General features: G+C 69.8%; 22 protein-coding genes. 9 read left to right on the forward strand and 13 right to left on the reverse strand.

Features of this window, described 5'->3' with window-relative positions; all coding sequences use genetic code 11:
- Positions 1–119: 119 nt before the first annotated feature.
- Genes rhaS through AC4FS1_RS13620 form a run of 4 tightly spaced genes read right to left on the reverse strand, consistent with a single transcriptional unit; the run spans position 120 to position 4,851 of the window.
- Positions 120–1,172, reverse strand: coding sequence for a rhamnose ABC transporter substrate-binding protein (gene rhaS / locus AC4FS1_RS13605; RefSeq protein WP_491155991.1), 1,053 nt, complete (start codon positions 1,170–1,172; stop codon positions 120–122).
- A 30-nt stretch (positions 1,173–1,202) separates the two neighbouring features.
- A complete protein-coding gene (locus AC4FS1_RS13610; protein ID WP_491155993.1) occupies positions 1,203–2,279 on the reverse strand; it encodes an ABC transporter permease in 1,077 nt (358 codons plus the stop codon).
- Positions 2,276–3,325, reverse strand: coding sequence for an ABC transporter permease (locus tag AC4FS1_RS13615; RefSeq protein ID WP_491155995.1), 1,050 nt, complete (start codon positions 3,323–3,325; stop codon positions 2,276–2,278). The genes AC4FS1_RS13610 and AC4FS1_RS13615 overlap by 4 nt, the downstream gene beginning before the upstream one ends.
- Positions 3,322–4,851, reverse strand: coding sequence for a sugar ABC transporter ATP-binding protein (locus tag AC4FS1_RS13620; protein ID WP_491155997.1), 1,530 nt, complete (start codon positions 4,849–4,851; stop codon positions 3,322–3,324). Before AC4FS1_RS13620 ends, AC4FS1_RS13615 begins: the two co-directional genes overlap by 4 nt.
- Positions 4,852–4,986: 135 nt before the next feature.
- Between AC4FS1_RS13620 and AC4FS1_RS13625 the strand changes: the two genes are divergently transcribed.
- Positions 4,987–6,000 carry a LacI family DNA-binding transcriptional regulator gene (locus AC4FS1_RS13625; RefSeq protein ID WP_491155999.1) on the forward strand — a complete coding sequence of 338 codons (1,014 nt, stop codon included), beginning with the start codon at positions 4,987–4,989 and terminating at the stop codon, positions 5,998–6,000.
- 36 nt (positions 6,001–6,036) lie between these two features.
- Here the strand turns inward: AC4FS1_RS13625 and AC4FS1_RS13630 are convergent, their stop codons facing one another.
- Positions 6,037–7,410: an MFS transporter gene (locus AC4FS1_RS13630; RefSeq protein WP_491156000.1), complete on the reverse strand. Its 1,374-nt coding sequence runs from the start codon at positions 7,408–7,410 to the stop codon at positions 6,037–6,039.
- The gene (locus AC4FS1_RS13635; RefSeq protein WP_491156003.1) at positions 7,407–7,865 is read right to left on the reverse strand and encodes a MarR family winged helix-turn-helix transcriptional regulator; all 459 of its coding nucleotides are present in this window, start codon (positions 7,863–7,865) and stop codon (positions 7,407–7,409) included. Before AC4FS1_RS13635 ends, AC4FS1_RS13630 begins: the two co-directional genes overlap by 4 nt.
- Positions 7,866–7,924: 59 nt before the next feature.
- Between AC4FS1_RS13635 and AC4FS1_RS13640 the strand changes: the two genes are divergently transcribed.
- From AC4FS1_RS13640 to AC4FS1_RS13655, 4 genes are all read left to right on the forward strand, one after another.
- Positions 7,925–8,773 (forward strand): alpha/beta fold hydrolase, encoded by an 849-nt coding sequence (locus AC4FS1_RS13640; RefSeq protein WP_491156005.1) that lies wholly within the window; start codon positions 7,925–7,927, stop codon positions 8,771–8,773.
- A 120-nt stretch (positions 8,774–8,893) separates the two neighbouring features.
- Positions 8,894–9,943 (forward strand): lipoate-protein ligase LplAB, encoded by a 1,050-nt coding sequence (gene lplAB / locus AC4FS1_RS13645; protein WP_491156007.1) that lies wholly within the window; start codon positions 8,894–8,896, stop codon positions 9,941–9,943.
- The gene (locus AC4FS1_RS13650) at positions 9,940–10,992 is read left to right on the forward strand and encodes a DNA-methyltransferase (protein WP_491156008.1); all 1,053 of its coding nucleotides are present in this window, start codon (positions 9,940–9,942) and stop codon (positions 10,990–10,992) included. Before lplAB ends, AC4FS1_RS13650 begins: the two co-directional genes overlap by 4 nt.
- Before the next feature lie 63 nt (positions 10,993–11,055).
- Complete coding sequence (locus tag AC4FS1_RS13655) at positions 11,056–12,042, forward strand: LLM class F420-dependent oxidoreductase (RefSeq protein WP_491156010.1); 987 nt, start codon at positions 11,056–11,058, stop codon at positions 12,040–12,042.
- A gap of 81 nt (positions 12,043–12,123) precedes the next feature.
- On the opposite strand, the gene AC4FS1_RS13660 is transcribed toward AC4FS1_RS13655, so the two are convergent.
- The 5 genes from AC4FS1_RS13660 to AC4FS1_RS13680 form a co-directional block, all read right to left on the reverse strand.
- Positions 12,124–12,966 carry an NAD-dependent epimerase/dehydratase family protein gene (locus AC4FS1_RS13660; protein ID WP_491156772.1) on the reverse strand — a complete coding sequence of 281 codons (843 nt, stop codon included), beginning with the start codon at positions 12,964–12,966 and terminating at the stop codon, positions 12,124–12,126.
- A gap of 16 nt (positions 12,967–12,982) precedes the next feature.
- The gene (locus AC4FS1_RS13665) at positions 12,983–13,957 is read right to left on the reverse strand and encodes a squalene cyclase (protein ID WP_491156012.1); all 975 of its coding nucleotides are present in this window, start codon (positions 13,955–13,957) and stop codon (positions 12,983–12,985) included.
- Between the two features lie 40 nt (positions 13,958–13,997).
- Positions 13,998–14,762 carry an SDR family NAD(P)-dependent oxidoreductase gene (locus AC4FS1_RS13670; protein ID WP_491156014.1) on the reverse strand — a complete coding sequence of 255 codons (765 nt, stop codon included), beginning with the start codon at positions 14,760–14,762 and terminating at the stop codon, positions 13,998–14,000.
- Positions 14,763–14,934: 172 nt separating this feature from the next.
- Positions 14,935–16,407: a carboxylesterase/lipase family protein gene (locus AC4FS1_RS13675; protein WP_491156015.1), complete on the reverse strand. Its 1,473-nt coding sequence runs from the start codon at positions 16,405–16,407 to the stop codon at positions 14,935–14,937.
- A gap of 89 nt (positions 16,408–16,496) precedes the next feature.
- On the reverse strand, positions 16,497–17,600 hold the full coding sequence (locus AC4FS1_RS13680; protein ID WP_491156017.1) for an SDR family NAD(P)-dependent oxidoreductase: 1,104 nt from the start codon (positions 17,598–17,600) through the stop codon (positions 16,497–16,499).
- Between the two features lie 49 nt (positions 17,601–17,649).
- On the opposite strand from AC4FS1_RS13680, the gene AC4FS1_RS13685 reads away from it, so the two are divergent.
- Positions 17,650–18,216, forward strand: a complete 567-nt coding sequence (locus tag AC4FS1_RS13685; RefSeq protein ID WP_491156018.1) for a TetR family transcriptional regulator — start codon at positions 17,650–17,652, stop codon at positions 18,214–18,216.
- 56 nt (positions 18,217–18,272) lie between these two features.
- Here AC4FS1_RS13685 and AC4FS1_RS13690 read toward each other — a convergent pair whose 3' ends face one another.
- Positions 18,273–19,712: an amidohydrolase family protein gene (locus AC4FS1_RS13690; protein WP_491156020.1), complete on the reverse strand. Its 1,440-nt coding sequence runs from the start codon at positions 19,710–19,712 to the stop codon at positions 18,273–18,275.
- A 272-nt stretch (positions 19,713–19,984) separates the two neighbouring features.
- On the opposite strand from AC4FS1_RS13690, the gene AC4FS1_RS13695 reads away from it, so the two are divergent.
- Together AC4FS1_RS13695 and AC4FS1_RS13700 are read left to right on the forward strand one after the other, a co-directional pair.
- Entirely contained in the window at positions 19,985–21,217 is a 1,233-nt protein-coding gene (locus AC4FS1_RS13695; RefSeq protein WP_491156022.1) for an acyl-CoA dehydrogenase family protein, read from the forward strand.
- A gap of 1 nt (position 21,218) precedes the next feature.
- On the forward strand, positions 21,219–22,214 hold the full coding sequence (locus AC4FS1_RS13700; protein WP_491156024.1) for an alpha/beta fold hydrolase: 996 nt from the start codon (positions 21,219–21,221) through the stop codon (positions 22,212–22,214).
- A gap of 48 nt (positions 22,215–22,262) precedes the next feature.
- Here the strand turns inward: AC4FS1_RS13700 and AC4FS1_RS13705 are convergent, their stop codons facing one another.
- Positions 22,263–23,159, reverse strand: coding sequence for a helix-turn-helix transcriptional regulator (locus AC4FS1_RS13705; RefSeq protein WP_491156026.1), 897 nt, complete (start codon positions 23,157–23,159; stop codon positions 22,263–22,265).
- Positions 23,160–23,250: 91 nt separating this feature from the next.
- Between AC4FS1_RS13705 and AC4FS1_RS13710 the strand changes: the two genes are divergently transcribed.
- Positions 23,251–23,934, forward strand: a complete 684-nt coding sequence (locus AC4FS1_RS13710) for an SDR family NAD(P)-dependent oxidoreductase (protein ID WP_491156028.1) — start codon at positions 23,251–23,253, stop codon at positions 23,932–23,934.
- The last annotated feature ends 65 nt before the right edge of the window (positions 23,935–23,999 follow it).

Below are 23,999 nucleotides of genomic sequence, written 5' to 3' on the forward strand. Positions count from 1 at the left end.
AGCGGGCGGCGTCGCCCCGCGAACGCGAAGGCTCCCGGCCCGCGAAGCGACCGGGAGTGTGGCCGAGGACGCCGAAGCCCCGGCCGTCCGAAGACGACCGGGGCTCCGAGGCGGATGGATCAGAAGTCGAACTCGGCGATGTTCTCCGCGTCGAAGACGAAGGGGTCGCCGAGCAGCACGACGCCGTCCTCGCCCACCTCGTACTCGCCGAGCTTGCCGGCTTCGAAGGTGTCGCCGGCCTCGCCGGTGATGTCGCCGTCGATGAGCGACTTCGTCGCGAAGGCGGCCAGGTAGCCGAGGTCGGCCGGGTTCCACAGGGCGAACGCGGTGACGGTGCCGTCCTCGACGTACTCCCGCATCTGGTTCGGCGTGCCGAGCCCGGTCAGCGCGACCTTGCCCTTGTACTCCGAGGTGGAGAGGTAGCGCGCCGCTGCAGCGATACCGACCGTGGTGGGCGAGACGATGCCCTTGAGCTCGGGGTAGGTCTGCAGGAGTGCCGCCGTGCGGTCGAACGAGGTCTGGTCGTCGTCGTCACCGTAGACGACATCCACGAGCTCGATGTCGGGGTGGTTCGCGGCCAGCTCTTCCTGCATGAGCTCGATCCAGGCGTTCTGGTTCGTGGCGTTGGCCGCCGCCGACAGGATCGCGACCTGACCGGCGTCGCCGATCTGCTCCGCGATCAGGTCGACCTGTGCCTTGGCGATACCCTCGGCCGAGGCCTGGTTGATGAACAGGTCGCGGCACTCGGGGTTGGTGTCGGAGTCGAACGTGACCACCTTCACACCCGCCGAGCGCGCCTCATCCAAGGCGTCACAGATGGCCTCGGGATCGTTCGCCGAGATGACGAGGCCGCCGACGCCCTGCTGGGCGGCGGTCTGGATGAAGCTCACCTGCGACGTCGGGGTCGCCTCGCTGGGTCCGACCTCCTCGAATGTGCCACCGAACTCTTCGATCGCTTCCTCGCCGCCCGAGTTGGAGGTGTCGAAGTAGGGGTTGCCGAGGTTCTTCGGCAGGAACGTGATCGACAGGTCGCCGCCCTCGCCACCTCCGTCGCCTCCGTTGCTCCCGCCGCTGCCGCTGCCGCCCGAGCAGCCCGTCGCGACGAGCGTCACGGCAAGCGCGAGCGCGGCCGCGGCGGTGCCGACGCGGGCCTTTCGCTGAAGTCCGAACATCATTGTTTCCTTCCGTGGTGCGGGTGGGGTCTAAGGGAGAGACGCGCCCGACGCCTCCGCGTCGCGCCGAGCTCTCCCGTTCCTCTTGCCGAGGGCTGCCGACCTCCGGGCCTGCAGCCAGGCGAGGAGGCTGGCGGACACCACCGAGAGCACCAGAAGCACTCCGGTGATGACGTTGATGATGTCGCTCGTCACGCCGGCCAGGCGCAGCGCGCTGCCGAGGGTGCCGATGAGGAGGACGCCGGCGATCACGCCGTGGATGGCCCCGCGGCCGCCGAAGATCGACACCCCGCCCAGCAGCACCGCGGCGATGATCTGCAGCTCGAGTCCCATGGCGTTCTCACCTCGCGCGTTGCCGTACAGCAGCGTGAAGTACACCCCCGCGAACCCGGACACCGCGCCGCTGAGCACGAAGAGCGTGAACTTCGTCCGCCCGACGTCGACGCCCGAGAACTGTGCCGCCTCCTTATTGAGTCCGATGGCATACAACGACCGCCCGAACGGCGTGAGGTGCAGCAGCACGGCGAACGCGATCGCCAGGATCACGAACGGGATCATGATGACGGGAACAGGCGTGCCGGGGATGTTGGCTTTGGCCAGGTCGGTCCAGTACTCGGGGAAGTCGGTGATGGCTTCGGTGCCCAGCATCCCGACCGCGATGCCGCGGAAGAGGGCGAGCGTCCCGATCGTGACCGCGAGCGAAGGGAGCCCCACCACCGTCACGAGGAACCCGTTGAGGGCCCCCGCCGACACGCCCACCACGATCGCGAGGAGAGCGGCGATCTCGAAGGGCCAGCCGCCCGCGGTGAGGACACCGGTGACCACGCTGGTGAGCCCGACGATGCTGGCGACGGAGAGGTCGATCTCCTCGGTGATGATGATGAGGGTCATCGGCAGAGCGATCAACAGGATCGGTGCGACGTCGCGCAGCAGGTACGTGACGGTCAGCGGGCTGTCGAAATTGCGCACGGTCGCCAGCGACACGATGATCACCAGGAGCAGCAGGGCGATCACCGCGGTCTCCCGCGTGAGCAGGATGCGGCGCCACAGCGGTCGCGCGTGGGTGCGGTAGGTGCGTGCCGGGGTCACGACGGCCGGGGCGCTCATCGGCCGGCCTCCCTCTGTGCGGTGAGTCTTCGGGATTGCCGGACGGCGAGGACACGGTCGAGCACGATGGCGCCGAGGATGAGCGCGCCCACGACGGCGCGCTGCCAGAAGTCGTCGATCCCGAGGATCGGCAGGGCGCGGTTGATCGTCAGCAGGAGGAACGCGCCGATCGCCGCGCCCCACACGGTGCCCACGCCGCCCGAGATGGCGACGCCGCCGATGACCGCCGCACCGATCGCCTGCAGTTCCCACCCGAATCCGGCGCCCGAGCTGACCGTGCCGTAGCGGGCGGCGTAAAGAACACCGGCGAGGCCGGCGAGGGCACCGCTCACGACGAATGCTCCGACGACGCGTCGCGTGACCTTGAGCCCGTAGAGGTGGGCGGCCGAGGGATCGGAGCCGATCGCGTAGAGCTCCCGTCCGCTGCGGAGGTTGCGCAGGTACCACGCCGCCAGAACCAGCACGACGACAGCGATGATCGTGAGGATCGGGATGCCGAGGAGCTGCCCCGTGCCGAGGCCCCGGAAGTCGCGAGGGAGGTCAGACGCGTTGATGCGGTCGCTGCCGGCCCACGCCACGTTGATGCCCCGGTAGATGTACATCGTCCCGAGCGTGATCACCAGGGCGGGCACCTTGGCGTAGGCCACCAGTGCGCCGTTGATGAGGCCCAGGACCGCGCCCAGTATGAGGCCGCCGAGGAACACGCCGATCAGCGGGATGCCCGGGATGTCGACGAACAACCGGCCGGTGAGGTACGCGGTGAGCCCGACGACCGAGCCCACCGACAGGTCGACGTTGCGGGTGATGATGACGATCGCCTGGCCGACGGCCACGAGCAGCAGCAGCGACGGAGTGAGGAGCAGGTCCCGGAATCCGTCGGAGGAGAAGACGAACGACGGGTTGCGGGTCGTGGCGATGACGACGATGAGCACGAGCGCCACGACGATGCCGGTTTCGCGGGCCGTTGCGACGTGCGAGACGAACTTCGTCGCGGAGCTTGATCCGGGGCGGACGGGCGGGGCAGACGTCGTCAGCGGAGCGCTCACCGGAGTGCCTCCGCATCCGCCGTCGCGGCGAACATGATCGCCTCGGGAGTCGCAGCAGCGCGGTCGAACTCGCCGGTGAGGCGTCCCTCCCGCATCACGAGGACTCGATCGGCCATTCCCAGTACCTCCGGCAGTTCGGACGAGATCATGAGGATCGCCATGCCCTGCTGAGCGAGCTCGGACAGCAAGCGGTGCACCTCGGCCTTCGTCCCCACATCGATGCCGCGGGTGGGCTCGTCCACGATGAGAACGCGGGGCTCCGTGGCGAGCCACTTGCCGAGCACGACCTTCTGCTGATTACCGCCGCTGAGGGTGCCGGCCTCGGCGTCGAGGGCGGCGGTCTTCACTTCCAGCCGGCTCGCCCACACCTGGGCCGCGCGGTTCTCGGCGGCGCCCCACAGGAGGCCCCATTTGGCGAGCTTCCCGCGGATGGCGAGGGTCATGTTGCGGCTGACGCTCTCGTCCAGCACAAGACCCTGCTTGCGGCGGTCTTCGGGGACGAGGGCGATCCCGCGGGCCGTCGCCGCGCGGGGGTTGCCCTTGGGGAGCGGGGTGCCACGGAGACGGACGGTCCCCGATTCGTACGGGTCGACGCCGAAGACGGCACGCGCGACCTCGCTGCGGCCGGCACCCACGAGGCCGGCGAGTCCGACGATCTCGCCGGAGCGGAGCGTGAAGGAGACGTTGCGGAACACCCCGGTGCGGGTGAGGCCCTCGACCTCGAGGACGACCTCTCCCACGGTGGAGGGAAGCTTCGGAAAGAGTTCCGTCACGTCGCGACCCACCATCTGCCGAACCAGATCGTCGACGGTGGTCTCGGCAATGAGCGTCGTGTCGACGTACGTGCCGTCGCGCATCACGGTGACCGTGTCGCACAGCGCGAAGACCTCGTCGAAGCGGTGGGAGATGAACAGAAGCGCGCGGCCCTCGTCGCGGAGGCTCCGGGCGACGGCGAACAGACGCTCCACCTCAACGCCGCTCAGGGCCGCGGTGGGCTCATCCATGATCAGCACCTGCGCGTCGAGCGAGATGGCCTTGGCGATCTCGATGATCTGCTGATCGGCGATCGAGAGGCCCTCGGTGATGCGGTCGGGATCCAGCGCGACGCCGAGCCGCTGGAAGATCTCGGATGCTTCGCGCCGCATGGCCTTCCGGTCGATGCGGCGGATCGCGCCGACGGGCTGGCGACCCATGAAGATGTTCTCCGTCACCGACAAGTCAGGGAAGAGCGTCGGTTCCTGGTAGATGACGGCGATACCGGCGGCCTTGGACTGCGCGGTCGTCGTGAAGTCGACGGATTCGCCGTCGAGGAGGAAGTCTCCCGCATCCCGGCGGTACAACCCCGCGATGATCTTGACGAGCGTCGACTTTCCGGCGCCGTTCTCGCCGACGAGCGCGTGGATCGACCCGCGGTCCAGGGTCAGCGTGCCCGATCGCAGCGCGATGACGGGGCCGAACGACTTCACCACGCGGCGCAGCTCGAGGGCGTGGGCGGGGAGCGCAGGGGCGTCCGCTGCGACTGCCATTCGGCCTCCTCGTTGAGGATGAAAAGTACCTGAATCGATTCAGGTGGGTTTCAGATACTCTAAGGAGCGCACCAGAGCGGGTCAAGTCGCAGAGCGAACGAGACCCGATCGTGATTCGACGGAGAGGGCGGCACGATGGCGGCGAGCATCCGGGATGTCGCCCAGCGCGCGGGCGTCTCGGTGGGCACCGTCTCGAACGTGCTGAACCGTCCTTCCGAAGTCTCCGTCGACTCCGTCGAGCGCGTGAACCGTGCCATCGAGGAGCTCGGATACGTCCGCAACGACGCGGCCCGGAAACTTCGCGCGGGTGTGAGCAGCACGGTCGGATTCGTCGTCCTGGACGGGCAGAACCCTTTCTATACCGATGTCGTGCGCGGAGCCGAGGACGAGGCCATCCGCCACGGGATGGCGCTCCTTCACGGCAACACCGACGAGGACCACGCGCGGGAGCGCCTGTACATCGACCTGTTCGAGGAGCAGCAGGTGCGCGGGCTCCTCATCGCCCCCTACGGGGATGTGACGGGGCGGCTGCACCGTCTCCGCGACCGCGGGATCGCCGCTGTGCTCGTCGACCGGTTCAGCGGAGACGGCCGCTTCTCGTCGGTGTCGGTCGACAGCGTCGCGGGGGGCCGGCTCGCCGTGGAGCACCTGTTGTCGAGCGGACGCCGGCGGGTGGCGTTCGTGGGGGGGCCCTTCGATATCCGGCAGGTCACGGACCGCCTCGCCGGCGGGCGGGCCGCTGTCGAAAACGGCGATGTGGATGCGGAGCTCGAGGTCATCGTCACGGAGGCGATGACGGTCGAGGAAGGTGCCCGCGCGGGCGCGCGCATCCTGGCGCGGCCGCCGAAAGAGCGCCCCGACGCGATCTTCGCCGCCAATGACCTGCTCGCTCTCGGTCTCCTGCAATCGCTGGTCGTCGACGGGCGGATGCTGGTGCCCGACACGATCGCGGTCATCGGCTTCGATGACATCCCGTTCGCCGCCGCGGCTGCCGTGCCGCTGTCGTCGGTGCGTCAGCCCAGCCGCATGATCGGACGGACGGCCTTGCGGATCCTCCTGGAGGAAGCCGCCGATCCGACGAGCATCCCGCGGCAGACGGTGTTCCAGCCCGAGCTCGTGGCACGCGCCTCCACGTCGCCGCGCCGCTGACCGGCCCGTGGGATCCCGCGGGCCGGCCCGAGGCCTTTACGCCGAGCGCTCACGCGCGTCGCGGAGAGCGCGGGCCGAGGCCGACTGGGGAAGCGGGATCGGCGTGGTACCGGCGACCTCGTCGCTGAACTCCTCCGGAACCGCGGCGGGGATGGTGCCGATGGGCCGCGTCTCGTCGAGGGTGAGCCGGAACCGCCGCGACTCGTGCCGGCGCAGGCGTCCGGATGCGAGCGTCCACGCCACGCCGATGCCGCAGGCCACCAGCGCCATGATCGCCGCGACGAAGATCGCCACGCGCGTGCCGAACTGGTCCACCATCCATCCCACGACGGGTGCGCCGATCGGCGTGCCGCCGAGGAGGATCGCCATGTACAGGGCGAGCACGCGCCCGCGGAGAGCGGGGTCGGTCGTGGTCTGCACATAACCGTTCGCGGTCGTGAGCATCGTGACGACCGCGAAGCCGGTGAACACCAGGGTGATCGCGTAGGTGAGGTAGGTCGGCGCGAGGGATGAGGCGATCATCGCCAGCCCGAATCCGCCGGCGGCGAGGGTGACCACGCGCATGCGGGCACGGTCTCGCCGGGCGGCCAGCAGCGCGCCGGCGAGCGACCCGATCGCGAGGATGGAGCTGAGCAGGCCGAATCCGTCGGCGCCCTGACCGAACTCCAGCGCCATGGTGGACGCGAAGATCGGGAAGTTCATCCCGAACGCACCCAGCAGGAACACCATCGTGAAGATCACGAGGAGATCGGGCCGCTTTCCGACGTAGCGGAACCCGTCGGCGAGACGCGAGCGGCCGGATCCGGTGGCCCGCGGGATGAGTTCGTGCACGCGGATGAGTGCGAGAGCGATGATCATCGCGGTGAAGGTCGTGGCGTTGACCAGGAACACCCATCCACTGCCGATCAGCACGATCATGATGCCCGCGGCGGCCGGGCCGACGAGGCGAGCGGTGTTGAAGGACGCCGCGTTCAGTGCGACGGCGTTGGAGGCGTTCTCGCGCGCCACCAGGTCGGACACGAAGGCCTGACGTGCCGGGTTGTCGAACGCCGTGATGATGCCGAGCCCGAAGGCGAAGCAGTACATCAGGGGGAGGGTCATCGCCCCGGAGAGCACCAGGATGCCGAGTGCCACGGCGAGCAGCAGCATCAGCGTCTGGGTGAGCATGATGAGTTTGCGGCGGTCGAACCGGTCGGCGACCCAGCCGGTGACACCCACGAGAAGCAGCGGAGGGGCGAACTGCAGGGCCATCGTGACGCCCATGGCGCCGGCGTCGTTGTTCGTCAGCTCGGTGAGGACCACCCAGCTCTGCGCGGTGGACTGCATCCACGCTCCGACGTTGGACACCAGGGCTCCGATGAACCACAGCCGGTAATTGAAGACGGCGAACGAGCGGAACATCGCGGTCATCGCTCGGCCAGCTTCCGCATGACTTCCGCGGCGCCGGCGAGCAGGTCGCGCTCGTCGCCGGTGAGTTCGCCGAGCGCGGATTCCAGCCACGCGTCACGGCGGCGGACGGTCTCCTCGACCACATTCCGGCCGGCGTCGGTGAGATCGACGAGCACCTTGCGGCGATCGTCATCGACGGGGGCGCGGGTGATGTAGCCCGACTCCTGCAGGGAATTCACCGTGCGATTCATGGAGGGCGAGGTCACGCGCTCGCGGTCGGCGAGCGCGCTGAGGGTGTGCGGACCGTGCACCGTGAGTGCCGCGAGCACCGCGAACTGTCCGTCACTCATGGAGTCGACGGCGCGTTCGGCGCGAAGGCGACGGGCGAGGCGGAAGGTCGCCATCCGCACGTCGGATGCTGCGGCACGGAGGTCGGGGGAGGGTGTGTTCGACTCTGTCATGCCGGTCATTAGCATAGCTCATTAGCCTTGCTAAGGGAAATTGCGCGGGGTCGGTCGGACCCTAGACTCGGCGCATGCCGGAGTTCACCGACGCGCACGGGATCGCGATCGTCTACGACGTCGCCGAGGCCGCGCACCCCCGGGCAGTCGTCCAATTGCTGCACGGAGTGGGTGAGCACGCCGGCCGATACGGCGCCCTCGTCGCGGCGCTCACCGACGCGGGCTACACCGTCTACGCCGATGATCACCGCGGGCACGGGCGCACCGGCCTCCGCCAGCACCGGGGTGACGCGAGCAGGTTGGGCCGGCTCGGTCCGGGCGGACACCGCGCGGCCGTCGGAGCGGTGTGGATGCTGACGCAGCGCATCCGTGCGCAGCATCCCGGCCTCCCCCTCATCCTGCTCGGGCACTCGTGGGGATCGTTCCTGGCGCAGATCCTCCTCGACCGGCACCCGGACGCCTATGACGCGCTCGTGCTGAGCGGATCGGGGCTGCGCACCCCGGTCTCGCTCAACGCCGGCGACCTCAACAAGCCGTGGAAGAGCGCCAAGGGCCACGGGATGCAGTGGCTGTCGTCCGACGACGCCGTCGGCGCCGCGTTCGTGGAAGACCCGCTGACCACCTCCGTGCCGATCGCCCGCCTGTTCGGTGTGGCCGAGGGCGTCCGGCTGTACGGCCGACCGCGGCGCGACCTCGGCCGCGACATCCCGGTGCTGCTGATGGTGGGTGGTGACGACACTGTGGGCGGTCCGCGCAGCGTGCACCGCCTCGCCGACGCGTACCGCAGCCGCTCGAAGCTCACCGACGTGACGACGCTCGTCTACCCCGGCGCCCGGCACGAGATCTTCAACGAGGTGATGCAGGCCGACGTGCGCGCCGACCTCCTGGCCTGGCTCGATCCCCGCTTCCCGTCCCGCGCCTGACCCTCGCCTGACCCCCGCGAGAAACGACGATCCGGGCGAGACACGACGCGATGCGTGCCGTCTCGCCCGGGATGTCGTTTCTCGGGTGAACGCGCCGCTCGCCGCCGTAGGCTGAGGGGCATGCACGGCGAATACAAAGTGCCCGGGGGCAAGCTCGTGGTGGTCGACCTGGAAGACCGGGACGGGCGGATCGCAGGGTTCCACCTCGCGGGCGACTTCTTCCTCGAGCCGGACTCGGCGCTCGCCGACATCGACGCGGCGGTCAACGGGCTTCCCGTCGAATCGGATGTCACGACGATCGCCGCGGCCATCCGCGCCGCGCTCCCCGAGGGCGCTCAGCTGCTGGGCTTCACGCCCGAGGCCGTCGGCACGGCGGTGCGCCGCGCGCTCATTACAGCACCGGGATGGCGCGACTTCTCGTGGGAGGTCGTGCACGACCGTCCCGTCTCCCCGCGGATGAACCTGGCACTGGACGAGGTGCTCACCACCCGGGTCGGCGACGGGCGGCGCAACCCGACTCTCCGGCTGTGGGAATGGAACGAGAACGCCGTCGTGATCGGCTCCTTCCAGTCCGTGCGCAACGAGGTCGATCCCGAGGCCGCGGAGCGGCACGGATTCGAGGTCGTGCGCCGCATCTCGGGCGGCGGGGCGATGCTCATGGCGGCGAACTCGATCGTCACGTACTCCCTCTATGTCCCGGCATCCCTCGTGGCGGGCATGACCTTCGCCGACTCCTACGCCTTCCTCGACGACTGGGTGCTGCAGGCGCTCCGCTCCATCGGCATCGACGCGACGTACCAGCCGCTCAATGACATCGCCGGTCCGCACGGCAAGATCGGCGGTGCTGCGCAGAAGCGCCTCGCCAACGGCGGGGTGCTCCACCACGCCACGCTGAGCTACGACATGGATGGGCGAGTGCTCACCGACGTGCTCCGCATCGGGCGGGAGAAGCTGAGCGACAAGGGCACGGTCTCGGCCGCCAAGCGGGTCGATCCGCTGCGCAGCCAGACGGGGCTGTCTCGCGAGGCGATCATCGAGCGCTTCATCGACACGTTCACGCAGCTGTACGGCGCGGTCCCGGGGCATATCACCGAAGAGGAATACGCCGAGGCCGAGGCGCTGGTGGAGTCGAAGTTCGCCACCGACGCGTGGCTCCAGCGGGTGCCGTGAGCGCAGGCGAGCCCGGCTTCGCGTCGCCGGCCGGGGCCGTCCGCATCCATCAGGGCGACAATCTCGAGGTCGCCCGCGGACTGGCGGATTCGTCGTTCACGCTCATCTATCTCGACCCGCCGTTCAACACCGGGCGCTCCCGCGAACGCGCGGTCGAGACGATGCGTCCGCGCGACCGTACTCAGGCCCCGTCGCACGCGGCGTCGGACCAGGCCGCGGAAACATCCGGTTCGGCGGCGGGTCCGGCACCGCTCAGCCTGAGTACGGCTGTGGGGGTGCCGCAGCCCGCGTCCGCGGGCGAAGAACCGTCCATCCCGATGGGACCGCGGTTCGGCTTCCGCGGTCGCGAGTACGACAAGCTGCGCGGCGATCTGCGCATCTACGACGACCGCTTCGATGACTACTGGGGTTTTCTCGAGCCGCGGCTGCTGGAGACGTGGCGCCTCCTCGCGCCCGACGGCACGCTCTACGTGCACCTGGATTATCGCGAGGCGCACTACGCGAAGGTGCTCCTGGATGCGCTGTTCGGTCGGGAGCGGTTCCTCAACGAGATCGTGTGGGCGTACGACTACGGCGCCAAGTCACGGCGCCGCTGGCCGACCAAACACGACACGATCCTCGTGTACGTCAAGGACCCGCAGCAGTACTGGTTCGATTCGGATGCGGTGGACCGCGAGCCGTACATGGCGCCAGGGCTCGTCACCCCCGAGAAGGCGGCGCGCGGCAAGCTCCCCACCGATGTGTGGTGGCACACGATCGTCCCCACGTCGGGACGCGAGAAGACCGGGTACCCCACGCAGAAGCCCGAGGGGATCCTCCGCCGCATCGTGCAGGCGTCCAGCCGCCCCGGAGACCGGGTGCTGGACCTCTTCGCGGGCAGCGGGACGACCGGCGCAGTGGCGAGCGCCCTCGGGCGCGACGCGGTGCTGGTGGACGACAATCCGGAGGCCGTGGCGGTCATGCGGGCGCGGATGCCGCATGCCACGCTCATCCCTTCGCCTGATGTCCCACTTCCGCAGGTTTCCGAGCCCCAGAAGCTGCAGAAGTGAGACATGATCTGCGTCATGTCCAGCCCAGCGGCCAAAATTGCCACGAATCCCTAGGGTGAGGGCATGAGATTCGGACTCTTCATTCCCCAAGGCTGGCGCTTCGACCTCGTCGGCATCGACCCGGCCCGGCATTGGGCGACCATGCGCGACCTGGCTCAGCAGGCCGACGCCGGCCCGTGGGAGTCGCTGTGGGTCTACGACCACTTCCACACCACCCCCGTCGCCAGCGAGGAGGCCACCCACGAGGCGTGGACGCTCATGGCGGCCTTCGCCGCATCCACCGACCGCATCCGCCTCGGCCAGATGTGCACGTGCATGAGTTACCGCAACCCGGCGTATCTGGCGAAGGTGGCCGCGACCGTCGATGCCGTCTCCGGGGGGCGCACGGAGATGGGTATCGGCGGCGGATGGTACGAGCACGAGTGGCGTGCCTACGGTTACGGATTCCCGCCGATCGCCGAGCGACTCGGACGCCTGCGCGAAGGCGTCGAGATCATGCACCAGGCGTGGACGACCGGATCCGCGACGCTCGACGGGAAGTACTACACCGTGGATGGCGCCATCGTGCGGCCGTTGCCGCTGCAGGACGGGGGCATCCCGCTGTGGATCGCCGGCGGCGGCGAGAAGGTCACGCTGAAGATCGCGGCGCAGTATGCGTCGTACACGAACTTCGCCGGGTCCCTCGAGGAGTTCGACCACAAGTCGGACGTACTGCGCGGTCACTGCGACGCCCTCGGGCGCGACTTCGACTCCATCACGCGCTCGTCGAACTTCAACACGATCATCGCCTCCAGCGAGGCGGAGGTCGAAGAGCGACTGACCGCGGTCATCGCTCGCCTGGCCCCCTTCGTCGGACCCGAGCGCGCCGACGTCATCGAGCGCGAGTACCGAGCTTCCCCCGGGGTGGGGACCCCGGAGCAGATCGCGGAGCGCCTCGCCGAGCGCGCGGCCCGCGGTCTCGGTTACGCCATCCACTATTTCCCCGAGGCGGCGTACGACCGCTCGGGCATCGAGCTGTTCGAGCGCGAGGTGGTTCCTCAGCTCGGCTGACCCCGGCGGGGCCCTCTGTGGGCGTCCACGACCCGCGGATGCGGCGGCGTCGCCGTGTGCACGGCGTGGACACTCACCGGATCAGGAGTCGCGCCAGGAGTGCTGCGGGTCGTACCCGAGCAGGCGCCGCGCCTTGTCGATCGACAGGAGCGTGTCGTTCGTGCCGAGGTCGCCGTGCACCGGCACGTCCGGAAACACCTCGGCGACGAGCTCGGCGTTGGGGCGGCTCATCACGGTGTCGGCGGCGGCGATGATGAAGCGGTCGAACCCCGCGGGCGCCGCGTCGAGCGCGCGCTGGACGGCCTGCGCGCCGTCGCGCGCATCGATGTAGCCCCACAGGTTCCACTTCCGCAGCCGCGCATCGGCGTCAAAGGAGGGGAACCCCGCGTAATCCTCCGGCACCATGACGTTCGAGAACCGTAGCGCCGTGATCGAGAGGTCGGGATGCCACCGCACCAGCTCGGTCGCGAGCTGCTCCTCGAGGTGCTTCACGAGCGAGTACACCGACTCCGGGCGCGCGGCGTAGTCCTCGTCGACCGGGATGTAGGGCGGCGGTACGTCGAACGGGAGCCCGAGCACGGTCTCGCTCGACGCGTAGACGATCCGCCGGACGCCGGAGCGCACGGCCGCCCAGAAAACGTTGAACGTCGCCGTTATGTTGTTGTGGAAAGTCGCGACATCGGGCCGGAGGCCCGGAGCGGGGATCGCCGCGAGGTGCACGACCGCGTCAAGTTCGCCCCGGTCATCGCCGACACCGCCGAACGTGTCGATCACCTGGCCGTAGTCGGTGAGGTCGACGTGTACGAACCCGTCGCGGCGCGGGCCGACCGCATCCAGTGCGATCACGTCGTGCCCGGCGGTACGGAGCTCGCGCTCGACGACGGTGCCTAGTTTTCCGGACGAGCCGGTCAGTGCGATGCGCATGGTCCAGGGTCGCACGTCACGCGACGGGAACGGGCCGGTGTGCCGCATCCCACCAGTCGAGAACGCGCAGAGCGTGGAACGTCAGCCAGCGCGAGGGTTCGCCGGGCGGGGCATCCACGTCGAACCAGGTTCGTCCCTCGTGGCGGAGCTGCTGATGCCACGTTCCGTCGGCGTCCCGGGCATCGCGCACGAGCGCGATCGCGTCGGACATCCGCTCGTCGGGCGGCGTACCGTCGTGGAGCGACGCCGCGCGGAAGTAGTCGACGGCCTTCAGCACGCTGTAGAACCACCGGTACGGATACGCGAAGTGGGTCGCCCACGGGGCGTGGACCTCGCCGGTGGAGAGTCGCCGCATGAGGCCGCGTTCGAGGAGGTACTCCTCCGCCGCCCGGCGTGCCGCCGCCAGCTCCGGCGTGCCGCCGGCGCGTTGTTCGTGTTCGAGGATTCCGATGAGGGCGTTCAGCGTCGAATGGAACGACGAGTGGGTGGCGCCTTCGACCCAGTCGCAGTTCCAGCCGCCGTCGCTCATGCGGTGCTCGACGAACCATGTCGCGATCGCGGTCACGTCGGCGCCGAGCCACGCGCCGTTGGCGAGCGTGTAGCCGTTGATGCACGCGTCGACTTCGCCTCCCCAGTATGGAAGGTCGTCGTACTCCCACCGCGCGTTGCGTGCGAGCAGAACCGCGGTATCGGGACGCAGCGCGTCCGGGGGGACGCCCCACTCCCGCAGGGAGTTGAGCGACCATGTCGTCGCCGTCCATGGCTGCCCCGGCTCATCGCGACGCGCGTCGGCGGGGAAGTAGGCGCCCCCCGCCCACAGGCCGTCATCCGCCTGCTTCGTCAGCAGCGCCGCGCCGTGTCCCTCCGTCGTGACCCGCTCGCGGGTCCGCTGCCACACCGCGTCGGGGGCGTGGCCCAGGTCGCGCTCGACCTGCCAGCGGAGACTGGGATCGGCGCCGCGCAGCCACGCGATGACCTCGTCGCCGTTCATGCGAGGACGATACCGCCGGCTCCCGACATCGCGCGCCCGCTCAGACGGCCGTGTAGCCGCCGTCGACCGCGTGCTGGGAGCCGTTGATGAACGAGGCGCGGTCGCTGAGGAGGAAGACGACGAGGTGCGAGACCTCCTCCGCGGTGCCGAGGCGTCCGATCGGGTGCTTCTGCACGAGGGCGTCGTACGCCTCCGGCGGCAGCCCGTCGAGCAGGGGGGTGGCGATGTATCCCGGATGCACCGAGTTGATCCGCACGCCCTGGGCGGCATAGGCGGCACCGGCCGACTTGGTCATGCCCGCCACGCCGTGCTTCGCCGCCGCATACGGCGCGGCCGTCGCCTCGCCGACGAGGCCGAGGATGGAGGACGTGTTCACGATCGCACCGCCGCCCGCGGCGATGATCGCCGGGATCTCGTACCGCATGCCGTAGTACACGGAGTTGAGGTTGATGTCGATGAGGCGCTGGTATGCCGCGAAGTCGTCGCTGTCGTCGTAGTCGCCGAGGAGGCCCTGCGGTCCGCCGATGCCGGCGTTGTTGAACGCGAGGTGCAGGCCGCCGAAGGCCTCCACGGCGCTGTCCACCGCCGCCTTCACCTGCCGGGCGTCGGAGACGTCGGCGGCCACCGGGCGCGCCTCGCCGCCGGCGGCGACGATCTCGTCGACCACCTTCTGCGCCCCATCCTCCTGGAGGTCGACCGCGACGACCTTCGCGCCGAGGCCGGCGAGGTCGAGCGCGACGGCCCGGCCGATCCCCGAGGCGGCTCCGGTGATGAGAGCGACCTTGCCGTCGAATGATTCCGTCATGTGCGTGTCCTGCCTTCCGATTGGAGCGCCCGGATTGGCGTCGGCGACTTCGATCATCGCCCGGCGTGCGTGCGCGGGGAGGCCCCTTGACGCGATCGCGCGGTGCGTCGCCTGCCCCGACTGCGCGCCTGAAAGCGTGCAGGCGGACGCCGGCGGGGGTGCGCCGAGGACCTCAGTGCAGTGCGGTCACCGAGGCATAACCGTCGCGCACCACCTCGGGTGCGGATGCCGGCCCGCCGAAGACGCGCGTCGTGCCCGGTACCGCCGACCACGCCCCCCATCCCGGCATCCCCTCGCGCACGAATGCGACGGCGCTGGAGTGCAGTGCGTCGGCCAGGCTCCGCGGCGGTGCGTCGCCGGCGATGTCGGCCACCCCCGGGGCATCCAGGCAGTCGAACCAGAACGGCACGTCCAGGCAGTGGCACGCCCACCCGATCACCGGCGAGGGCCACGCGAACCGGTACACCCACGTCGGGGCATCCCCGCGGGCCGTGGCGACCCGGGGGATGTCGGCGCGGAACACCCGGTCGGTGGCGTAACGCCCGAGGAGTGCCGCGTTGCCCTTCCGCCGCTGAGCGCGGTTGGCCTGCAGGTATGCGCGCTGGGCGGTCCCGCGGAGGCCGAGCCGTGCCAGCACCAGTCCGAGGGGAAGGAACCGCAGCAGCCGACGGGCCCCGTGGGTCGCCATGGTGAACTCGTCATCGGTCGAGCCGAGGACGAGCGGGATGCCGCTGCCCTCGCCCCGGGCCAGTGCGTCCACGACGGGCGCGGGTATCAGGTCACCGTCGACCACCGGCCCCCACGGCAGGCCTTCGGACAGGAGCGAGGTGAGCACGTCGAGCCGATTGCGGGTCTCGGGTTCTCCGGCCTTGTCCTGCAACTCTCGCAGCCGTTCCTCGGGGATGCTCGCGAAATCCGCCCGCGTCGCGGGCACCCCGGCTGCTGTTGCGAGGCGCCCGGCCGCGGCGCCGGCGCGCTCGCGGTCGATATCGCTGAGCGCGGGGGAGATCGCGAGGGCCGAGCGGAAGAGCCCTCGCGCGGCAGGCATCGACAGGAGGGTGAGGACGGCGCCGCCGCCGGCGCTCTGACCGACGAGCGTCACCTTCGCAGGGTCGCCTCCGAACGCCCGGATCTCCTCCTGCACCCACGCGAGCCCCGCGAGCCAATCCCGCACGGCTCGGTTGGACGGCGCCCCGTCGATGACGCCGAACCCGTCGAAGCCCAGGCGGTACGAGAGTGTCACGGTCACGACGCCGTCGCGCGCGAACGCCGCGCCGTCGTACCACGGGCTGGCCGGCGACCCCGAGACGTAGGCGCCGCCGTGGAGATAGACGAGCACGGGGAGCGCCGCGTCCTCATCCCCCGGCCGCGGCGTGAAGACGTTGACGTTGAGCGTCGCCTCGCCCGGGATGCTCGGCTCGGGGATGAGCGTGACCCCGGTGTCTCCGCGTTGGGGTGTGGGGCCGTAGGCGGTGGCATCGCGGACCCCCTCCCATGGATCCGGCGGCACGGGGGCCGCGAAACGCAGCGCGCCCACCGGCGCCTGGGCGAACGGAATGCCGAGGAACGCCGCCGAGCCCTCGCGCGCGAGCCCGCGCACCGACCCCTTACGGGTACGGACCACGGGGCCGGGGGATGCCGTCATCCCGGCATTCTCCGTCGAGTCGCCACAATCCGTTCGGTTTTCCGCCGAATTCGGACGTTTTGTGGCGAGTCGACGGAGTGGGGCAGCGGTCAGGCGGCGGACCAGCCTCCGTCGCTGGCGAGGATCTGGCCGTTGACGTTCACTCCGTCATCGCTCAGCAGGAACGTGATGGATGCGGCGACGGCCTCCGCTTCGGCCGGATCGGGCATGACGGCCATGGCGGTCTGCACGCGTTCCGCGCCGAGGGGCGATGCGAACGACGCCTCGATGTTGGTGATCGTCGCGCCCGGCGCGACGGCGTTCACCCGGAGGCCCGACGGGCCGTACATGAACGCCGAGCTCTTCGTCAGCCCGGCCACCGCGTGCTTGGACGCGGTGTAGGCAGCGCCGGCGGCGGAGCCGCGCAGTGCGGCCTCGGAGGCGGTGTTGACGATGGAGCCGCCGCCCTGAGCGAGCATGGCCGGGATGACGGCGCGCATGAGCTTCATCGTGCCGTCGACGTTCACCCGGAACACCCGCTGCCAGACCGCGTCGCTCACATCGCCGACGGGGGTCATGTCGTCCATGATCCCGGCGATGTTCGCCAGGCCGTCGATCGTGTCGCCGGCTGTCGCGACGATCCGGGCGACCCCGTCGTCGTCGGTGATGTCGGCCACGATCGCGTCGATCGCGGCTCCCGCGTGGTCGGCGACGAGCTCGTCCAGGCGCTCCTGCGAGATGTCGACGGCGATGACGTGACCGCCTTCACGCGCGACGCGCGATGCGACGGCGCGGCCGATACCGGAGCCTGCGCCGGTGACGATCACCGTACGGTCGGCGAAGCGGCCCCCGTCGATCCGCTCGGACCATTCCCGCAGCGGCGCGGATTCTCCCGCGGTCGGCGAGGCCGCGACGGAGCCATCCTCGGACGGGGCGGGGGTGGCGGACGGAGCTGCCGCATCGGGGGCGGCGGCGCCGGATGGCACGTCGCCCGCGGCGGCGCGGCGCACGAGGTCGTCGAGCATCTCCTGCGTGAACGCGCCCCGGCTCATCTTCACGAGTCGCTTGATCGCCAGCCGGCGCACCGGCTTGAAGACTTCCGCGCTCTGACCGCCTTGCGCCAGCAGATCGCGGAGGATCGCCCCGCCTACCGGGTCGTCGAGCCAGGTTGCGATGGATGAGTCGCCGCTGAGCGGTGCTCCGTTGGATGCCATGGGTGGCTCCTCTCTACCGGACAAGTTTGTCCGGTACTAGGCTGCCCCCGTGCCGCGTTCAGAGGAAGAGGTCGTCAAGGCCAATCGCGGACCGGCCGCCGGTCCCGCCAATCGCCGCGCGATCCTCGACGCCGCGCGGGAGGTCTATCGCGAGCGCGGGCTCGGGGCGCCCTTCAGTGCGGTGGCGCGCCACGCCGGCGTGGGGCAGGGGAGCCTGTATCGCCACTTCCCGACGCCCGTGGCGCTGGCCGCCGCCGTGTTCGAGGAGAACGTGGCCGAACTCGAGCGCCTCGCCGACCGGCCCGACGCCCGGCTGTCCGATCTCTTCGATTCGATCGTCGATCAGGCGGCCCCCGCGACCGCCTTCATCGAACTGACCACGTCCGCTCGGCACGACCCCGCCGTCCTGCGCCTGGGCGAGCGCTTTCGTGAGGTCGTCGCGCACCTGGTCGCCCGCGAGAGTGCCGCGGCACGCATCGGCGCCCACGTTCAGACCGATGATGTTCTCCTCGCGGTGTCCATGCTGGCCTCCGAACTCGCCCGCACCGGGCCCGCCGACCGGGACGACGTCGCCGTGCGGGCGCGGGCGATCTTCCGCCGCTCCTTCGCCGCCTGACCTGCATGCGGAACGGCCCGCCCCCGACAGGGAGCGGGCCGTTCACGGAACGAGCGTCAGTGCGAGGGCTCGGTCTCGCGCCGGTACTGGTAGGGGTTGGTGAGGATCTCCTTCTCGGGGATCTCCGGGTTCATCCCCGACTTCCAGGTCTCCTCGCCGAGCTCCGAACGCAGGTACTCCACGGTGTCCTCGATCTTCGCGCGGACGCCCTGCAGGTCGCCGGCCACGAGCTTGCCGTCGAACTTGACCGCTTCGCCGCCGACGAGCACGGTGTGCACGTCGCCACGCTGTGCCTGGTACACCACGTGGCTGTACGGGTTGAGGATCGGGAACATCGTGGGGGAGTTGTCGTTCTTGATGACGACGATGTCGGCCAGTTTTCCGGCCTCGAGGCTGCCCACCTGATCCCACTTGCCCAGCGCCTTCGCGCCGCCGCGGGTCGCCCAGTCGACGACCTCCTCGACGCGGATGGTGGCGTGCGTGATGGTCTCATCCGTCTGGTGCGCGATGTAGTGCTCGAGCGACCGGTCGGCGCCGATCGTCGTGCGCATGGCCGAGAACATGTCGGCGCTGAACCACACACTCGTGTCGACGGAGAGGGATGCTCCGATTCCGTGCCGGCGCAGCGCATGTGCGGGCGGGTAGCCCTGACCGCAGGTCTGCTCGCTCTCGGTGGAGAGCGACACGGTGCCGCCCGTCGCGGCGATCTTCATGTACGAGTCGTCGCTGAGCGTCGCGGCGTGCACGTAGACGTTGCCCGGCTGCATGGCGTCGTTGTCGTACATGAGGCGGATGCCGTTGTCGTTCGTGGCGCCCCACACCCCGGCGTGGGTGGTCACCGAGACGCCCAGGTCGCGCGCGGCCTTGAAGGCCGCAGCCTCCGGGAAGCTCTCGTCGCCGGGAACGTCGAAGGCGACCTGTGCGCCGAACATGCGCGAGTCGTCGCGTGCCTTCTCGATCACGCGGCGGACCGCGGGGTCCTGGGTCCACTCCCACGGACCGGCGTGGATGTTGCCGTAGGCGAGGATGAAGCGCCCCGGTGAGGTGGTGAGCGCCTCGAGAGCCGCCTCGCCGTGCTCGGGGGTGCGGAGGCCGTGCGACCAGTCGACGCTGGTCGTGACGCCGGATTCCACCGCATCCAGTGCCGACAGGAGGTTGCCGGAGGCGATGTCCTGCGGGCGGAACTTCATGCCGTGCTCGAGGTAGTACCAGACGAAGTACTGCGTCAGCGTCCAGTCGCCACCGTAGGCGCGCATGGCGGTCTGCCACATGTGGCGGTGGGTGTCGATCATGCCGGGCAGGACGATGCCGCCCTTGGCGTCGATCTCGAACGCGCCGTCTGGTGCGGCGAGGTCGACACCGACCTCGGCGATCTTCCCGTCGACGACGAGAACGTCGCCCTCGGGGATCACGGTGTGCGCGTCGTCCATCGTGAGCACGATGGCGTCGCGGATCACGATGGGCTGGCCTGGCTGCGGTGCCGGGGTACCGGTCATGAGACGTTCATCCTCCTTGATTGCCGTCGGGTGGCCCCGCTCGGGCGGCGCGACGGCGCGCCGTCGCTTGACTTGCGTCGTGCGGGTCGACTTGACTCAAATTAAGCACTGCTGAACATGGTTGTCCAGTGTCACTTGGCTTGCGAAGGACCGCTGACGCGGCCACTCGTTGTGCACTCTATAACTAGATTGTATGATGAACCGACGCGAGACGCACCGAGTGTGAATCGGCCCACGGGTCGCGCCCTTCCAACGATGAAAGGACACCGTCGATGACCGACACCTCCGTGACGGCGCCGCCTCACCTCGATGCCGCGCTGGACCCCGAAGAGGCTCTCGTCCAGACGGCCCGTGCGATGCGCGACGAGATCATCTCGTACTCCGAAGAGGGGCAGCAGGCGACCCACATCCCCGAGGGGTTGCACCGCCGCTTCGAGGAGGTGGGCTTCTACCGGATGTTCATCCCGAAGGCCCACGGCGGTCTCGAGGTGTCGCCCACCACGTTCTTCCGTGTCGTGATGGAGGTCGCGCGCGCCGACATGGGCATCGCGTGGTGCCTCTGCCTCTCGTCCAACCACGCCCTGATGCTGGCGAACTGGTTCCCCGCGGAGATCCACGAGGAGGTGTACGACGGGGGCAACTTCCGTGCCGCATCGATGTACGCCCCGACGGTGACCGCGACTCCCGTCGATGGCGGATACGAGATCGACGGTGTCGTGAACTACTGCTCGGGCATCCCCTGGAGCACGTTCTTCCTCGGACAGGCGCGCCTGCCCAAGGGCGAGGACGGCACGCCGCGCGTGGGGCTGTACATCGCCCCCGCCGGTTCGTACGAGATCCTGGATGATTGGGGCAACATGATGGGCCTGAACTCCTCGGGCTCCAACAGCATCCGCTTCGACAAGGCGTTCCTCCCGGCGCGATTCATGGTCGAGGACGCCGACCTCATGGACTACGCGTTCAGCGGTGACAGCCCCGGTTCGGCCGCGTACGGCAACACCATGTACTCGGCCCGTCACGGCAGCTCCTTCGCTCTCGCGCTGGGCGTCCTCTGCGTCGGTGGTGCGTACGGTGCGCTGGACGAGTACGCCGACGGGATGACCGCGCGGAAGATCACGATCCCGCCGTTCGTGCTGCGCGCCGAGGACCCCGACTTCCAGCGCTACTACGGCGGCGCGATCGTGAAGCTCGCGACGGCCGAGGCCGCGGTGTTCCACGCTCTCGGCACGTGGGAGAAGGCGGCCAGCGACAACGTCGCGGGGGTCGCAGAATTCAGCGGAGCGATGGACAACCTCCTCGGCGGCATCGGCCGCGAGGTGATGCTCCAGGCATGGGAGGTCGTGGAGAAAGACCTCTACCGCACCATCGGTGCCTCCGCGTCGAAGAAGGGCGAGCGCTTCGAACGGATCTTCCGCGACATGGCGCAGGCCGCCGGCCACCGCAACCCGCAGCTGCGGGATGTCGCGTTCAAGATGGTCGCACTCGACGCTCTGAAGGGCGCCTGACATGGCGGCGCAGCTTCCCGACGCCTTCGCGAAGTACCCGCTGCGGACGGTCCGGCGCGGGCACTTCTGGATCGCGGGTGAACGGATTCCGGGTGAGCGCGGCACGGTGCAGCGCGCGCCGATGTTCGTGGAGTGGGAGGCACCCGAGGAGATCACGCGGCCGTACCCGCTGATCCTCGTGCACGGTGGCGGCGGGCAGATCACGGATTGGACCGGAACGCCCGATGGGCGGCCCGGCTGGTCGGACCTCTTCGTGGATGCGGGGTACCTCGTCTACCGCGTGGACCGCCCGGGCCATGGCCGCTCGTGGGCGCACCCCGATGTGCTCGGCGAGCCGGGGGCGCAGTTCAGCTACGAGATGGCGATGGGGCTGTTCGACACCCCGATCCCCGGTCACGACCAGTCCACGTGGAGCGGAGGCATCGGCGACCCGATGCTGGACCAGCTGATCGCCGGGATGGGGTTCCTGCCGGCCGATCTGGCGGAGTCGCACCGCATGGACCAGGATCGCATCGCGCGCCTTCTGGACCGCACGGGGCCGGCCATCGTCGTGACGCATTCGGCGGGCGGGCCCACCGGATGGCTCGCCGCCGACGCGCGACCGGACGCCGTGCGGGCGATCGTGGCCATCGAGCCGATGGGCCCGCCGTTCTTCGAATTCGGTCCGGGCTCTCGCCTGGACTGGGGCCTCACGGCATCCCCCGTGAAATGGGAGCCCGCCGTGTCCGATCCCGCCGAGCTCGAGGCGGCAGCGCCCGGGACGTATCGGCTGCCGTCCCTCGATGGCATCCCCGTCGTGGTCGTGGTGGGGGAGACCTCGCCGTTCACCGAGTGGGAGCCGCAGGTGGTCGAGTTCCTCCGGGCCGCCGGATCCGACGCGGAGTTCCTGAACCTCGGTGAAGCCGGGGTTCCCGGCAACGGCCACGCGATGATGCTCGAGGCCAACTCCGACGCATCCATCGGCCCGATCCTGGACTGGATCGCCCGCATCGACTGACGGCCCGCCGCGGAGGACCGCCGGGAGTCGTCCCCGCGGCGGGCGCGCTCAGGCCTCGGAGGCGCGCGCTGCGAGCCCCGGGGAGGCGAGGAACGCGAGCTTCTCGGCCTCGCCGGAGCCGGGATCCGGGTGGTACACGACGAGCATCATTCCCTCGGCGCCGCCGATGCTCAATCGCTCCCGGTTGAGGGTCATCGCCCCGACGTCGGGATGATTGAGGCGGATCGGTGCGCCGTGCTGTCCTCTCACCTCGTGCCGGGCCCAGAGCGTGCGGAACCGGGGAGCGGCCTGCGCGAGTTCCACCACCAGGGCGACGAATCGGGGATCGTCCAGGTCGCCTCCCACCGACTGTCGGAGGTTCGCGACGAGGCACTCCGTCACGTTCTCCCACGCCGGATACAACGCCTGCGCGGCGGGGTCGAGGAACATATCGCGCAGCTGGTTCCGGCCGACGACGAGGCGGGGGTCGATCCTCGCCGCGAGAGCGTTGGCGGCGAGCACGTCGAAGGAGCGGCTCTCGATGAAGGCGGGCTGCGCGAGGGATTCCAAGAGCTTCAGCGCACCGGCGGGGACGGCCGCGGCGGGCGGGCGGTGTGACCCCGGGTGCGGAGCCGCATCGACCAGAATCCGCAGGTGCGCGGCGTGGGCCTCGTCGAGCCGCAGGACGCGGGTGAGGGCGTCGATCACCTGGCGCGACGGATTGCGGTGGCGGCCACGCTCGAGCCCCAGATAGTAGTCCGCGCTGATGCCGGCCAGAACCGCGACCTCCTCCCGGCGCAGCCCCGGAACCCGTCGCCCCGCCTCGCCGCGGATCCCGGCCTGCTGCGGCGTCACGAGTCCTCGCCGCGCCCGCAGGAACGCACCCAGGGGGTTGGTGAATTCCTGCGCGGATCTCCGGTGCACCTCGACCGGACGCCCCTGCCGGGACGCGGGGGGTAGTTTCATTCCCCGGTCACGCGGCGGTACTGGTTCACGCAGAGAGGCACGCATAGCGTGCGTAACGGCCCGCTCGGGTCGTCTATTTCGAAGGAGACGCATGACAGTCACATTGATCACCGGAGGGAACAAGGGCATCGGTTTCGCGACGGCGCGACAGCTCGTGGAACAGGGGCACATCGTCTACCTCGGAGCTCGCGACGCCGAGCGGGGCGCGCAGGCGGCGGCATCCCTGGGCGCCCGATCCGTGCAGCTGGATGTGACGGACGACGCGTCGGTGGCCCGGGCGCTTTCCGTGATCGATGAGGCCGAAGGGGTGATCGACGTGCTCGTGCACAATGCGGGCATCCTGGAGCTGCAGATGGACGGCCCCACCGCCCTGCGCATGTTCGACACGAACGCCGTGGGGATCGTGCGGGTGACGGAGGCGGCCCTCCCCCTGCTTCGGGCGGCGTCGCGGCCCACCGTGGTCACGCTCTCCAGCAGTGCGGGCTCGTTCTGGGCGGTGAACAACCCGGATCGGATGGAGTCGGGCCTGTCCGTCGCGCTCTACTCGGCGTCCAAGGCCGCGGCAACGATGCTCACCGTGCAGTACGCCAAGGCGCATCCGGACATCACGTTCAACGCCCTGGAGCCGGGAACGACGGCGACCGACATGACCGCCCGCTTCGGAACGGGCAGGTCGCCCGAAGAGAGCGCCCGGGTCGTCGTGCGCGCCGTGACTCTGGGCGTGAACGGCCAGAGCGGCACCTTCCAGGACGAAGATGGCGAACTGCCCTGGTAGGTGGCTCGCACCGCCCGCGGGCCCACCCGCTGATGACTGAGCAGGAGGGGTGGAGCGCTGAGCGC

Source organism: Microbacterium sp. Z12_35, assembly GCF_058310475.1.